Origin of the sequence: Aeromonas sp. s13 (genome assembly GCF_040907905.1) — a bacterium.
Lineage (GTDB): Bacteria > Pseudomonadota > Gammaproteobacteria > Enterobacterales > Aeromonadaceae > Aeromonas > Aeromonas veronii.
The window spans coordinates 84,755-98,170 of sequence record NZ_JBFOCS010000068.1 but is presented as its reverse complement, the minus strand read 5'-3'; the positions used below and the strand labels follow the sequence as shown (position 1 = coordinate 98,170).

Annotated in this window: 11 protein-coding genes and 1 riboswitch; of the genes, 3 read left to right on the top strand and 8 right to left on the bottom strand. The window is 57.3% G+C overall.

Annotated features, from left to right (window positions below; all coding sequences use genetic code 11):
- Positions 1-53: 53 nt before the first annotated feature.
- Complete coding sequence (locus AB5Y82_RS13860; protein ID WP_368174126.1) at positions 54-2,309, bottom strand: LTA synthase family protein; 2,256 nt, start codon at positions 2,307-2,309, stop codon at positions 54-56.
- 255 nt (positions 2,310-2,564) lie between these two features.
- Here AB5Y82_RS13860 and AB5Y82_RS13855 point away from each other — a divergent pair, with 255 nt between their 5' ends.
- Positions 2,565-3,650, top strand: coding sequence for a hypothetical protein (locus AB5Y82_RS13855; RefSeq protein ID WP_069555058.1), 1,086 nt, complete (start codon positions 2,565-2,567; stop codon positions 3,648-3,650).
- 82 nt (positions 3,651-3,732) lie between these two features.
- On the opposite strand, the gene lysC is transcribed toward AB5Y82_RS13855, so the two are convergent.
- Together lysC and argA are read right to left on the bottom strand one after the other, a co-directional pair.
- Positions 3,733-5,085, bottom strand: coding sequence for a lysine-sensitive aspartokinase 3 (gene lysC, locus AB5Y82_RS13850; protein WP_368174125.1), 1,353 nt, complete (start codon positions 5,083-5,085; stop codon positions 3,733-3,735).
- A 90-nt stretch (positions 5,086-5,175) separates the two neighbouring features.
- A riboswitch (Lysine riboswitch) is annotated at positions 5,176-5,399 on the bottom strand.
- A gap of 107 nt (positions 5,400-5,506) precedes the next feature.
- Positions 5,507-6,835, bottom strand: a complete 1,329-nt coding sequence (gene argA, locus AB5Y82_RS13845) for an amino-acid N-acetyltransferase (protein ID WP_005345063.1) — start codon at positions 6,833-6,835, stop codon at positions 5,507-5,509.
- A gap of 268 nt (positions 6,836-7,103) precedes the next feature.
- Here argA and msrA point away from each other — a divergent pair, with 268 nt between their 5' ends.
- On the top strand, positions 7,104-7,736 hold the full coding sequence (msrA, locus tag AB5Y82_RS13840) for a peptide-methionine (S)-S-oxide reductase MsrA (RefSeq protein ID WP_368174124.1): 633 nt from the start codon (positions 7,104-7,106) through the stop codon (positions 7,734-7,736).
- A gap of 261 nt (positions 7,737-7,997) precedes the next feature.
- Here the strand turns inward: msrA and AB5Y82_RS13835 are convergent, their stop codons facing one another.
- From AB5Y82_RS13835 to AB5Y82_RS13825, 3 genes are read right to left on the bottom strand one after another with little or no spacing between them, the layout of a single operon-like run.
- Entirely contained in the window at positions 7,998-8,333 is a 336-nt protein-coding gene (locus AB5Y82_RS13835; RefSeq protein WP_005333735.1) for a DUF3802 family protein, read from the bottom strand.
- Between the two features lie 57 nt (positions 8,334-8,390).
- Entirely contained in the window at positions 8,391-8,879 is a 489-nt protein-coding gene (locus AB5Y82_RS13830) for a GNAT family N-acetyltransferase (RefSeq protein WP_368174123.1), read from the bottom strand.
- Positions 8,876-9,259, bottom strand: coding sequence for an MmcQ/YjbR family DNA-binding protein (locus AB5Y82_RS13825; RefSeq protein WP_368174122.1), 384 nt, complete (start codon positions 9,257-9,259; stop codon positions 8,876-8,878). Before AB5Y82_RS13825 ends, AB5Y82_RS13830 begins: the two co-directional genes overlap by 4 nt.
- Positions 9,260-9,377: 118 nt before the next feature.
- On the opposite strand from AB5Y82_RS13825, the gene AB5Y82_RS13820 reads away from it, so the two are divergent.
- Positions 9,378-10,169, top strand: a complete 792-nt coding sequence (locus tag AB5Y82_RS13820; protein WP_368174121.1) for an alpha/beta fold hydrolase — start codon at positions 9,378-9,380, stop codon at positions 10,167-10,169.
- A gap of 191 nt (positions 10,170-10,360) precedes the next feature.
- Here the strand turns inward: AB5Y82_RS13820 and AB5Y82_RS13815 are convergent, their stop codons facing one another.
- On the bottom strand, positions 10,361-11,650 hold the full coding sequence (locus tag AB5Y82_RS13815) for a hypothetical protein (RefSeq protein ID WP_368174120.1): 1,290 nt from the start codon (positions 11,648-11,650) through the stop codon (positions 10,361-10,363).
- A gap of 657 nt (positions 11,651-12,307) precedes the next feature.
- Positions 12,308-13,381, bottom strand: coding sequence for a lipocalin-like domain-containing protein (locus AB5Y82_RS13810; RefSeq protein ID WP_368174119.1), 1,074 nt, complete (start codon positions 13,379-13,381; stop codon positions 12,308-12,310).
- Positions 13,382-13,416 lie beyond the last annotated feature (35 nt).

Here is a 13,416-nt window from a genome sequence, read left to right as displayed (position 1 = left end):
GTGTCAAAAAACAAGGCCGCTGATGCGGCCTTGTCTGTTTTTGTTGGGAGGGATCAAGGCAGGGCATCGGGCCGGAAGCTGGCGCGGATCTGCGGCACCAGGCTTGATGGGTCGAACCCTTTCTCCTCGCCCAACACCGGATGAAGCAGGGGTTTTTCTTCGATGGGGGTGATATCCCCCGCCAGCAGCTGGCGAGTCGCCTGACCCATCTGGTAGAGCTGGCGCACCGGCGCAAACTGGGTCGCCAGATTGAGGGGATCATCTGCGCGGGTGAAGGCCATCATGGGGATCTGGTAGGTGGCATCGCGCGCCGGCTTGTCACCGTGAATCCCCTTGCCGGCGGACATCAAAAACGGCTGGTGATCGCCAAAGGCCACCACCAGATAGCGCTTGTCCGACTGGTCTAGGGTCTTGAGCAGCCGCTCCAGCGAGGCCATGGCATCCACCACCCCGGTGTAGTAGGTGTTGAGCAGCTGGGTGTCGCTCTCGCTCTGGTTCGGGCAGGCGCCGCTGCGCTCCTGCCCCTGATAGCGGGGGCCATCGAAGGGGCCGTGCCCCTGCATGGTGACCGCATAGGCAAACAGCGGTTTGTCATCCTGTTCGCTGCGCTTGAGTATGTGGTCGATGAGCGCATCATCGGAGATATAGAGCCCCTTGTGCTCAAGGGTGGTGAAGCGGGTGTCGAACCAGCGCTCCTCATAGCCAAGCGCCGGGATCGCCTTGGCGCGGCCCCAGAATTTTTCCACATAGGGGTGGGCGAACAGGGTCTGGTAGCCGCTCTGTCTGGCGCTCTGGGCCAGCCCCGGCACCTGCTGCGAGAGGTAGTAGTAGGGCACCACCCCCTGCTTGAGCAAGCCCACCGGCAGGCCGGTGTTCATCTCAAACTCCGCCAGTACCGTCATGCCGCCGGTGGTGGGGGAGTGGATGGTTTTTTGCCACTGCTGCACGCTGGCGGGCAGGGAGAGGGTGGGAGCCGGGGCGCAGATCCGCCCCTTCCAGTCGAGCCAGAGCGACTCATATTGCAGCACGATCACCAGATCCCAGCGCGGCGCTATGCCCTGGGGCGGATAGCTCAGCTGCGGGGCCAGCTCGTTGATCTGCAAGGGGTAGCGAAACACGCTGCCGCTTTGCAGCATCTCGTCCACCAGATTGAACAGATAGAGGCCGGGACCTGAGCGGATGATGTCCCTGTGGTAGTTGACCGCGCGATCCACGTAGCGAATGTTGGCTCCCAGCAGCTTGTTGCCGGTCTGGGTGGCAAAGACGCACAGGGCAAAGAAGGCGACGGTGGCAGCGGCTGTACGCAGCACCCAGCGTGACAGGGCAAAGCGCCAGCAGAGCAACAGTGCCAGCAACACGGTGAAGATGGGCAGGATGGGGTGCTGATCGAGCAGGATCCGCAGCAGCGCCAGCAGGTTGCCAAAATCGTCCCCGCCGAGCGGCACCCCGTAGATGGCGATCTTCATAAAGTTGGCCAGCAGACCTATGCCCGAAAGAGCGGTAAAGACCAGCCCCATATAGAGGTTGAAGCCCACCAGCGCGCAGAGGCTCCAGCCCAGCACCATGCTGCCCCAGGCCAGATAGTAGTGCTCCGGCCGAAAGCCTGACCAGAGCAGAAACTCCCCCAGCTTGAACACCACGAAGCCGTGCAGCAGCACAAAGGTGAGGTTGCCGAGCAGCAGGCTGCCGATGATCCGCCAGCGCAGGCTGCGGCGCAGCTTTGGTAGCACCGTCTTGAGCACGGCGGCGCTCAGGGCCAGCACCAGCGTCAGGCTCACCACCAGATAGGTGAGGTTGAAGCCCTGCTCCGGCAGGGTTTGCAGGATCTGGCTGAAGTCGCCGCTCTCGGGGCGATCTTTGAGCAGCAGACCGATGCGTAGCTGATAGCGGCTGGCCAGCGCATCGTCCGGGGCGCGCAGGGTGCTGTTGAGATCCAGCGAGCAGCGGTTATTGCGGCACACCTGACGCTTATCCACCGCCTGACTCAGCTGGTCAATCCGTTCCCCCTTGTCGTTGAGCAGCTCCACTCGAACCTTGTCCCCCGCTTGCAGCGGCCCTCGCAACTGCCACTGGCTGCGCACCACCAGATAGAGGCCACGGCTGTCGCTTTTATAGAGCAGGGCGTGGCGGGTGAGGGTGGCCAGCGGATTGTCGGCGGGGCCCAACACCAGCGGTTGGGCACGGCCCAGCCAACTGCCGGGATTGATCAGCGGCAACAACAGGGTCAGCAGCAGCAATCCACCCAGCAGGGCAAGCAGCAGAGAGGGCAGACTCAGGACGCGGGGGCGGCCTGAGGAGGGGCGATTCATATAAGCTCATCCTTTGAGCGAGTGAGGGAGAGATCGTTCATCCGCATAGAGTTTGACCCGATGGTGCGGGCCTTGTTTCAGCTTGTCAATTTAATGACCACTTAATGAATATTTGGTTACAGCTCAACCTTGCAAATTGTGATCCCGATCGAGGGGTTGTTCGGAATATGTGATGAAAGCGTCATCATGGGGTTTTGCCACTGGCTTGGGAGAGATCTGCTGTTTAGTCTCTCGATAGCGACTGGAGGTACATGTATGAATCCCAAAGTGATGGCACGTCAGGCCAGATTGCTGCGCATGCTGGAGAGCAAGGAAGAGATCCGGATCGGACGCGAGCGCGACTGCCCGCTGCCGCTGGCCCAACTGGTCAAGCTGAAGGATAGCCATCCGGCTGTGGTCAAGGTCTATCGCCACGGTCTCACCGCCGAGGTGTTTCACCTCAAGGTGGAGGGGCATCACTGGTGCCTCAAGCGGCGCCGTCAGGATTCACTGGTGGCCAACCTCGATGGCAAGACCGCCTTTCTGACCGAGCTGGAGCGGCGGCGCGAAATCGAGGCGCTGCGCGAGCTGCATCCTACTGTCCTCTCCCACGTGGTCTGCACCAGCTTCGGTTCGGCGCGGGCCGGGGTGCTGGTCTCCCCCTGGTTGCGGGGCGTGCCGGTCCATCAGCTCAACGAGCGCAATCTGGCCCAGATGCTGGAGGTGCAGGGGGAGCTGGCCCGCTGGGGCTGGTTTGACTGGGACCCGAGCCCGGGCAACCTGCTCGATGACGGCGAGCAGATCTGCGTGTTCGACTTTGGCTATATGTGGACCTTCGATCCCCGCTTTGAATACAACTCCAACGGTCTGGTCGACCCGCAGTTCCATGTGCCGGAGCGGTTGGAGACCCGTACCCTCTCCGGACTCTGGCTCGATGAGGCCGATCCTCTGCCGCAATTTCGCTACTGGCGTGAACTCTGCCTGAAATGGGTGAAACGGGAGATCCACCACCTGATCCGTGAAGGGGCCAGCGCGCCCGTGCTTGCCCGCCTGCACGCCCTGCAAGGGGAGTGGAGCGCCGCGCTGGCGAGCGACGAGGCGCTGGTCGCCAACTGGTGGCGGGACATGTATCGCAGCCACCGGCTCGATGTGGCCGATGATCTGAGCGGCCAGAGCTGCGGCCCGCTCACCCTGCGTCGCCTCGACTGGTTGATGCAGGCGGTGACGGATCACTATCCGCTGCTGGTGGACAATCTCTCGCCTCAGGAGACGGAGCTCGGCCAGACTGGGCTGCTGGCCCGCTTGCAGCAGCTGCGCCGCGAAGCCGTGGCCTGTCAGTTGCCAGCCACCAGCTTTGCCTGAGCCAATACCTTTGCGGAGTACAAATGAACAGGGCGCCTTGCGGGCGCCCTGTTGCATGGTCTGGTTCGCCTCGCGGTGAGGGTCAGTCCAGCAACTCCTGATGGAGGCGGTTGACGATATTGCCCGCCTCGCTCTCCTTGACCAGGAAGCAGAGGTTGTGGGCGCTGGCGCCGTAGCAGATCATCCGGATGTTGTGCTCGCGCAGGGCGTCAAAGACCTGACTGCCCACCCCGTTCACTTCGCTCATCCGGTTGCCGATGAGCGCCACCAGTGCCAGACCGGTTTCCACCTCCACCTTGCAAAGCTGCCCCAGCTCGGTCAGTACCTTGTCGCTCAGGAGTGGTTCGCCGTTACTCTGGCTGCCGGTGTGATCCAGCGTCAGTGACACGCTCACTTCCGAGGTAGTGATGAGGTCGACCGAGATGCGGTGACGGGCCAGAATGCCGAACACTTCGGCCAAAAAGCCGTAGGCGTGGAACATGTTGAGGCTGTGCAGGGTCACCAGCACCTGCTGGCGGCGCAGGGCGACGGCGCGAAACAGCGGGCTTGAATCTGTGCTGGCGCGGATCCAGGTACCACCGGCGGCGGGGTCTTTGGCTGAGCCGACAAACACCGGAATATTCTGGCGCACCGCCGGTTGCAGGGTGGCCGGGTGCAGCACCTTGGCGCCGAAAGTGGCCATCTCGGCTGCTTCGACAAAGCTGATTTCGGGAATGGGGCGGGCGCGGGTGACGAGGCGCGGATCCGTGGTGTAGATGCCGGGCACATCGGTCCAGATCTCGATACTGGTGGCATCGAGCGCTTCGGCGAGCAGGGCCGCGCTGTAGTCAGAGCCGCCGCGCCCCAGTGTGGTGGTGCGGCCATCGCCATCGGCACCGATAAAGCCCTGGGTGATGATGAGGCTGTCGCCCAGCTGCGGGCCCAGTGTCTGCTGGCAGAGAGTGCGGGTGGTGGCCAGATCGACGGTGGCCTTGCCAAAGCGGCTGTCGGTGCGCATCAGCTGGCGCACATCCTGCCAGTGGGCCTTGATGCCGCGCTGGTGCAGCAGCTCGGTAAAGAGGCGGGTAGACATCAGCTCGCCGCAGGCGATGAGGCGATCGGCCAGCTCCGCATCGGTATGCTGGTGGGCTTGCTGGGCCATGAGGCGAATTTCGTCCAGCTGGCCATGAATGAGGGCGCTCACATCATCGGGGTTGCCGAGATCGGCCAGAATGGCCTGCTGGATCCCGGCCAGTTTGGCCAGTTGCTCGTCGCGGCCCGCTTCGTCCAGCTCACCTTGTGCCAGGGCGACCAGCAGGTTGGTGACACCGGCGCTGGCACTCAGTACCACCACCCGGGTGGCGGGATTGGCCAGCACGATGTCGGCGCAGTGATTCATGGCCGGGAAGTTGGCGACACTGGTTCCGCCAAACTTGGCGACATTGATCGGGCTCATTGCTTACTCCTGTCTTATTTTAAGATTCCGGTTCCATCGGGCAAAAAAGAGAGGAGGAGGCTGAAAATGGCAGGAATGAACGAAGCTATCCCAGCCAGAAGCACTCCACCTGCAGAGCCCATCCCATACCGCCCCTGACAGGGCGCGGTGGGGGATGATCACTACCGATGACAACCCGGGGGATTCAGCCCCCGCAGCCGACGTTGAGGTCACCAGTCTCCTCACTCGTCTCGGCGCTGCTCCCCCTGACCCAAGTTCACCGGACGCTGGCGTCCTCCCTTGGGCTGCCTGGGCAGCGCTCCTCTTCTGGCTCCACCAGGGCGGTGGAGTGCATTTAGAAATACCCTGCGTTGGATTGCACTGTCAATCGAGTTTGTGAAAAAGTTCAAATTGTCAGCTAACTCAACGCAGGATCAATGACTTAGGCAATGGTCTTTGACAAAACCTTGGAACGGCGCTGCCAGTTGTAGAGACGCTGGCGCGCCACCGGCAGATCTTCCACTTCCAGCGGATCGAAGCCCCGCTCCCGGAACCAGTGGATGGAGCGGGTGGTGAGCACGAACAGGCGACGAATGCCGAGCCGCTTGGCCCGCTCGGCCACCTTGGCCACCAGCTGATCACCCCGGTTGGAGTTGCGATAGTCGGGGTGGATGGCGACGCAGGCCATCTCCGCCATCGCCTCTTCCATAAAGCAGTAGAGGGCCGCGCAGCCGATGATGAGGCCATCGCGCTCGATGATGGTGAACTTGTCGATCTCCATCTCCAGCTGTTCGCGGGAGCGGCGCACCAGAATGCCTTCCTCCTCCAGCGGGCGAATGAGATCCAGAATGCCACCGATATCCTCGATGGTGGCGGCGCGGGCCTGCTCGGCACTTTCCCGCACTATCTGGGTGCCGAGGCCGTCACGGCTGAACAGCTCCTGCAGCATGGCGCCATCATCCTGATAGCTCACCAGATGGGAGCGGGGCACGCCGCCGCGGCAGGAGGCAATGGCTGCGCGCAGGTAGCGGGCGGTGCCGGACATCTCTTCGCCAGCCTGCTCCAGCTCCACCAGCAGCTCTTCGGCCTGCTCGGGGAAGAGCTCGGAGATGGCTTCGCCGCGTCTGTCCATCACCCCCTGGGTGCTGCTAAAGCAGATGAGCTTGTCTGCCTTGAGGTCGACCGCCACCCGGCGGGCCACCTCTTCGGAGCTGAGGTTAAAGCTCTCGCCGGTGACCGAACAGCCGATGGGGGAGATCAGCACCAGACTCTTCTGATCGAGCTGGCGGGTGATCCCCTCCACGTCGATGCGGCGCACCCGGCCGCTATGGCAAAAGTCGATGCCATCATCCACCCCCAGCGGCTGTGCGGTGACAAAGTTGCCGCTCACCACGCTGATCCGCGCCCCCTGCATGGGGGTGTTGGCGAGCCCCATGGAGAGCTGGGCGGTGATGTCATATTGCAGGCCGCCACACACTTGCTTGATGATGGTGAAACTCTCGTCATCGGTGACCCGGATCCGCTTGTGATACTGGGCCTCGATACCGGCGCGGGCCAGCGCCTCATCGTTTTGCGGACGTGAACCAAACACCAGCACCAGGCGTATGCCCAGTGTCTGCAGCAGGGCGATATCGCTGACGATATTGGCGAAGTTGGGGTGGCAGATGGCTTCTCCCCCCATCATCAGCACAAAGGTGGCACCCCGATGGACATTGACATAGGGGGTGGATTGCCGGAAGGCATTGACCAGACTGGGTTCGCGTTCACGCACTTGATATTTCTTCCATAAAAAAACAGCGATTGGCTCAATATATGAAAATTAATTCACAAATCAAGATTAAATATTTATTTTGGCCGTTTCTGGTCTACGAGGGGCGGCTTGGCCGTGCGGATTGTGAAAGGGTGACAGACGGTGCAGATGACCGCCGGGGCGAGCGGGGAGGGGTCCGCCGGTTGATCCGGCGCGATAAACTGCTATCTTCGATGCTCCTTTTCGTCAGCTGTGTGATTTCACAGGGTTTTATACAAGGACAGAATTCATGGAACAGATTATTTCACCGGCAGATGCCCTGCCGGGACGGCGCGAAGCGATGGTGATTGGTCAGCAGCATGCGGTGAACGGCAACCCGACCCAGGGTCCCTGGCCCGAGAACATGGCGATCGCCTGGTTTGGCATGGGTTGTTTCTGGGGCGTTGAGCGCCTGTTCTGGCAGCAGCCGGGCGTCTACTCCACCGCGGCAGGTTATCAGGGCGGCGTGACCCAGAATCCCACCTACAAAGAGGTGTGCAGCGGCCTGACCGGTCATGCCGAGACGGTGCAGGTGGTGTTTGATCCGGCGGTGATCAGCTATGGCGATCTGCTCAGACTGTTCTGGGAACAACACGATCCGGCGCAGGGGATGCGTCAGGGCGGGGACATTGGTACCCAGTACCGCTCGGTGATCTTCTATGGCAATGAGAGCCAGCAGATCATTGCCCAGCAGAGCATGGCGGCTTACCAGCAGGCGATGGCGGCAAGCGGCGACAGCCGTGCCATTACCACCCGCATTCTGCCGCTGGCGCCCTTCTACTACGCCGAGGATTACCATCAGCAATATCTGGAGAAAAACCCGGATGGCTACTGCGGACTGGGTGGCATTGGAGTCTGTTTGCCACCCAGCCTGAACCGCTGAACAGGTTTGTAGTCGATTTCTTAATAAAAGTGAAAATAAATGGTCGGAGGAGGGAACTTATTGCGACCAGTCGGGACTAACTAGGTAGCGTCCAGGGATCGGATGCAAAGTCCAGACACATTTCTTGCCTTGATAACCGCCTGATGAATGAACGCACTGGCGGGTTGAAAATGATAGCAAGCAGGGCTGCCCACCAAGGCGGCCCTTTTCCTTATCTGCTGTTCTGAAATCTTGCGTTGGGCGGGAGAGCCGGACGGCAGATCAGCCGATGGCGCTGTCGAACAGGTTCTTGATGAGATCGATAAACTCGATGAGGAAGGTTTTCTGTTCCGGGGTCGGGGCGCGCAGCCAGACGGCAGAGAGCACCTCTTCCAGGTCGGCGACCACTGCGTCGGCCTCCTGCATGATGGCGAAACGCACCTTGGGATCGAGCTGGGGGTTTTGCTCGCAAATGGCCATCAGGTTGCTGGCAACACGGCCACTGACCAGATCTTCGATGGTCTCTTCACCATCGTTCTGCTGCTGGGATTCAAACAATCCCAAACTCTCCACCAGATACTCGATCAGCGAGATATAGCCTTCACTTTCTACCACCATGGTTGCTGCCTCAATACAGTAACAATACGAAAATTAAGCGTATTTTAGTGGCTTGCCCTAGCTTGGCAAGCAGCAGTGCAGGCGATGGCGAGTAAAACTGACTCCGCCCCGCTCCACGCACTCCAGCCCGGTCAACGTAAAGCCATGTCGTAAAAATAGCTCATAACTGAAGGCGCTGGCCTCGGTGGTGATGAGCGTCAGACCGAGCCCTCGGGCCCCCGCGAGCGCCGTAGTGAGCAGCAGATTGCCCAGTCCCTGGCGCTGATGCTCGGCGCTCACATAGAGCAGACTGAGGTGGCCGTCGGGGCTCAGGGTGACAAACCCAAGGGGCACATTTGCCAGCTCCGCCACCCAGCCGTGGTGCTCGCGCAGCTGGCTGACAAAGCCCGGATGTTGTGCACCGAGGGCCCACTGCTCCACCTGTTCGGTGCTGTAGTGCTCGGGGCCGCTGCGTCGCACCGCCTGCTCAAACAGGGTCACGAGAGCGGGGATATGTGCCTCACCAAGGGGGACAATGCAAAGTGCTGGATTAAGTGCTGGGGTCATAAGGTTGGGTCGTCAGTGGGGGAGAGGGGGCGCGGCGCCTGTGGCCGTTTGGCTTTGGGCAGACCCGCGACAACCCGCTCATAGGAGTGGTGCACCCAGCCCTGCCACAGATCATCTGGCAAGGTGCTGTTCAGGGTCACTGTGTTCCAGTGTTGCTTGTTCATATGCCAGCCCGGTTTGACCTCGGGGTGGATCTCGCGCAGCAGCAACGCCAGCTCGGGCTCGCATTTGAGGTTGATGGTGAGCGGCTCGACCTGCCAATCCACCAGCGCAAACATCTTGCCCGCGATGCGGTAGACCAGGATCTCCGGGCCAAACGGGGTATCTTCGGTGGCGCCCGGCAGGGTCAGCAGAAAGTGGCGCAAACGGGTCAAATCCATGGTGGGTTCTCGCGCAAGGGGTGATCCGGGTCATGTCAGGCGCATATCTATCGGCGGGCCTGTTCTGTTAATATGCGCGCAGCCGAGTATACCCCCCATCACCAAGGGAGCCTATTGGATGTTGTATCACAAGACTTTCGAACTGGGTCCCGAGCGGGATTGGGTGGTGTTTGTCCACGGCGCCGGTGGCAGCTCCTCCATCTGGTTCAAGCAGCTGCGCGCCTATCGCGAGCACTTCAATGTGCTGCTGCTGGATTTGCGCGGCCACGGCCAGTCCCACCAGCTGCAACAGGTGGTCAAGGGCCACTACAGCTTTCGGGAAGTGACCGAAGATATCGTTCGGCTGCTCGATCATCTCGATATCCGCCGCGCCCACTTTGTCGGCATCTCCCTTGGCACCATCCTTATTCGCCATCTGGCCGAGCTCTGCCCGGAGCGGGTCAAAAGCATGGTACTGGGGGGCGCCATTTTGCGGCTCGATATCCGCTCGAGGGTGCTGGTGCAACTGGGCCGACTCGGCCAGCATATCCTGCCCTATATGTGGCTCTACCGGCTGTTTGCCTTCATCATCATGCCGCGCCAGCACCATCAGGAGTCACGCAACCTCTTTGTGCGCGAGGCCCGCAAGCTCTGCCAGAAAGAGTTCAAACGCTGGTTCCGTCTCGCCACCGAGGTTAACCCGCTGATGCGTTACTTCCGCGAACGCTCCCTGCCCATACCCACCCTCTATGTGATGGGGGAGGAGGATCATATGTTTCTGGCGCCGGTGCGTGAACAGGTGGCCCGCGATGCCAGCTCCTCGCTGGCGGTGATCCAGCAGTGTGGTCATGTCTGCAATGTGGAGCAGCCGGAGCAGTTTAATCGCCGTACGTTGGCGTTTATTCAATCGCTGGGGAGCGGGAGGAAGTAATCTGTTGATTCATATATCAGCAACTTAGTGTTGGAGCTTAAACAAATATACAGGTATTCCCTATCACAGATGCCTTCATCTGGTAGAACTGGCGGCGAAACAAATGAAAACCTAGCTGGATTAATACACCTGTGGTGTATATATATGGAGATTGTATGCACCATACGTATAATATTTAAAATAGGTTTTCATTAATTATTATGCATCGCATCTAGTCTCTGCGCTTCTCGTTCAATATCAGATAGCTTCGTATATCCACGCGTTAGCAAGGCCGCCATAGCTATGGTTACCCAACAGGCAATAAATGCCATTTCTTCAAGTTGAATGTTATCTATTTGGGAGAATTCTGCGTGATGAACTATCTTAGAACGAGATTTATAGTGGTTTTTTATTTTGGTCTTAAGCTGACTATAATCCTTAAAATCTATATGATGAAAATCCCCATACATTATTATTGATGCGATTCCACGCGCGTTGCGTTCTGTAATGTCTCCTTTTCCTAGAGTGAAAAAACATTCTAAAGCAGACCAAAGTTTTACGAATGCAGACGGATTGGATTGATCCTTTTGAGACTCACCTATCCAATATAGTGATTTAATAATCGCATTTTCTAGCTCATTCCTGTCGGCTTTACTGACTAACGAAGAAATAGTCTCGAAAAACATTTCCTTATCCAAGTGAGTTAATAACTCATTATCTATTTTAAAATCTTGGGTTGATTTTCCATAACTGGTGAATGTTATATCGTGGCTGTATTCATCTTGACGAATGCAACTTGCTGAACCGTATGAATGTGTACAATTATTTATCAATCTTATATTAACTTTATGTATAGACTGTTTATACAGTGCGCATGAATAAAGTCTTATAATCGAAAGGGATAGTTCTGCGTTGAAATAGAATTTTTCCATTGCTACAGAGTTACTACCGTGTTCGCTTCCCATTATTATGAGGCTTTCATGGTATTCACAATTGATATGAGATTTTATATTTTTGTGGTCGTCGCTAGGACCATTCAAGTCAGATTTATCATATATCTTTATTGTTTTTCCTCCGATATTTATTTTGTTCAACCCATCAAGTGATATACCATCGATTCGACAAATAAAGTTGGATGTTTGGATATTTTTAGATAATGCTGTGTCTAGCGATGCAAAAAAATCATGTGCATCTGGCATTAATCTAATTTCAAACCATTTCCCAAGTTCTAATAGAGCAGATTGATATATGTCATTGTAATTCAGAAGTCCTTTGTATTTATTCAGGTTTGAAATTATCTCGCAAATTCTTTCTAATGCAGTAATCCCTTCCTTAGATAGATATAACTCCCGATCCTTGAGCTTTACTCTTGGTGAGAAAATACCTAATTTTATTATATCTTCAATATTTTTAGGTAATGATATCCCCTTGATTGAAAAAATTAACTTGAGATCTCTGTTGATAATTCTAATTTGTTTTTCTGTTAATTCTTTATACAACATCACCTCCAAGATCGAATATGCGTTAAAGGAGTAAAGTATCGAGTGCGTATCCACATATTTAATAGATAATTATTTGATTAAAAATGAGATCAGTATCAAAAATCTGGAGCGGAATGGTGGGGTAAGTAGAAACATAACTTAGTAAATTACAGTATTTATAATGTTCAGTTATACGCATTTAGCCGCAGTTTTTGGAGTTTTTCATATGTATAGAAATGCTGCATATAAAATGGTCATGGATAGAATTGATTGAATCTCTAGCAATATAAATTATGATGAAAAATAGCTACCGCACGGGGTTACAGCTCCCCGAGTACTGCCTTTAACCAGAATGAAAATTGGTAAATCATGGGCTTACCTCGGCTGCTTTTGGGGCTGTGAGGGCCAGATGAGCAAGGTATCAAACACCTACCAACAAAAGTGAGTAAAAAGTTAGTTATCGCTCGGATTTTGAAAGGTTTTTTGACGAGGATCAGACTTGATCCACATTGGCAGCGGGTTGAGTGGGTGCGGGTGTTTAATAAATAAACAGGCAAGGCATCCTTGACGACTGGCGCCAAGTGACAGAAGTGGCTGGGCAATCTCTCTGCTATGCCCTGTTATAAGGGCTATTTGTTTCGGGTCATCGAGCAAACCGGCCACGTTTGTTGACGGTGATCAGTAGCCGGTCATCTCCAGATAACCGACCCCCTTGGCATCCCCAGAGACAGAGACCGCTCCCTCCCAGTAGTCAAAGCGACCGCTCATGGCCTGATTGGGCTGACGGGCTTTGATGGTGAGGCTCATTCCAACGGCTTCCAGCTGCCACTCGACGGGGTAGTGCTGCCCCTTGGGGCCGCGCCAGGTGTTGCCCGGGGTAAGGCGAATCGCGTCGGGGGCGAGCACCCGGCTGCTGCCGTCCCGCTCAATCAAAATGCCGTAGCGGTTCTCAGGCTCGGCTCGGCCTGCCTTGGTGCGCAGGCGAAACAGCATCAGCTCGCGGCCATCATTCAACTGGAGCGAAAACCAGTCCCAGCCTGATTGCCACTCGGCCAATACCGAGCTGCTCCACTCGTGATCAAACCAGCCTTGTCCGGTCACGGTGCGGGTCTCACCATCGCGGGTCAGGGTGCCGCGCAGCGTGAGGCGCGGGTAGGAGTAGTAAAAGGAGGCGTTGCCCGGGCTCTTCTCGCTGTAACCGGCCTTGCCTTGCAGCACCAGCGGCTTGACGGCATTGACGGTGAGGTTCAGCTCGCCAATCTTGCTCTGCACCTTGAGGGTGGCGGGAAACAGCGCTGCCCCTTGCGAGGCTAGTCGCCACTCCCTGAGCCAATATTCTCCGCCGCTGGCCCCCGCCAGCCCCGGCCCCTGCCGACTGGCCCGTTCATCTTGCTGGTGCCTGCCACGGTCGAGATCGGTGATGGCAAACTGCGCCAGCCAGAGTTGGGGGGTGAGCCAGGGGTTGCGGGTGCGGAGTTCTTGTTCGATCCCTTGGCGAAACAGGGTCCACTGCATGCCATATTCTCGCCCCTGCTCATCCTTGAGATTGCCGGTGAGATACCACCACTCGGAGCGGTAATCGGGGTGGGCGGCGTGATCCTCCGGCAGTTTTATGGTTTGCCCCGGCAACACCTTTTTAAAGCTGTCGTTGCCGCCGCCGAGCAGGGCGCCCAGATCGCTGGCAGCGATAGCCCCGCTATAGAGCGTCCAGAGCATACCCAGCGCCAGCGGCCACTCTTTGATCTGTTTCATACCACTCTCCGTGCCGCATACCAGGAGGCCAATAC

Coding starts and splice junctions, on each gene's coding strand:
- AB5Y82_RS13860 (WP_368174126.1), bottom strand. CDS start 2,309: ATGAATCGCCCCTCCTCAGGCCGCCCCCGCGTCCTGAGTCTGCCCTCT.
- AB5Y82_RS13855 (WP_069555058.1), top strand. CDS start 2,565: ATGAATCCCAAAGTGATGGCACGTCAGGCCAGATTGCTGCGCATGCTG.
- lysC (WP_368174125.1), bottom strand. CDS start 5,085: ATGAGCCCGATCAATGTCGCCAAGTTTGGCGGAACCAGTGTCGCCAAC.
- msrA (WP_368174124.1), top strand. CDS start 7,104: ATGGAACAGATTATTTCACCGGCAGATGCCCTGCCGGGACGGCGCGAA.
- AB5Y82_RS13835 (WP_005333735.1), bottom strand. CDS start 8,333: ATGGTGGTAGAAAGTGAAGGCTATATCTCGCTGATCGAGTATCTGGTG.
- AB5Y82_RS13830 (WP_368174123.1), bottom strand. CDS start 8,879: ATGACCCCAGCACTTAATCCAGCACTTTGCATTGTCCCCCTTGGTGAG.
- AB5Y82_RS13825 (WP_368174122.1), bottom strand. CDS start 9,259: ATGGATTTGACCCGTTTGCGCCACTTTCTGCTGACCCTGCCGGGCGCC.
- AB5Y82_RS13820 (WP_368174121.1), top strand. CDS start 9,378: ATGTTGTATCACAAGACTTTCGAACTGGGTCCCGAGCGGGATTGGGTG.
- AB5Y82_RS13815 (WP_368174120.1), bottom strand. CDS start 11,650: ATGTTGTATAAAGAATTAACAGAAAAACAAATTAGAATTATCAACAGA.
- AB5Y82_RS13810 (WP_368174119.1), bottom strand. CDS start 13,381: ATGAAACAGATCAAAGAGTGGCCGCTGGCGCTGGGTATGCTCTGGACG.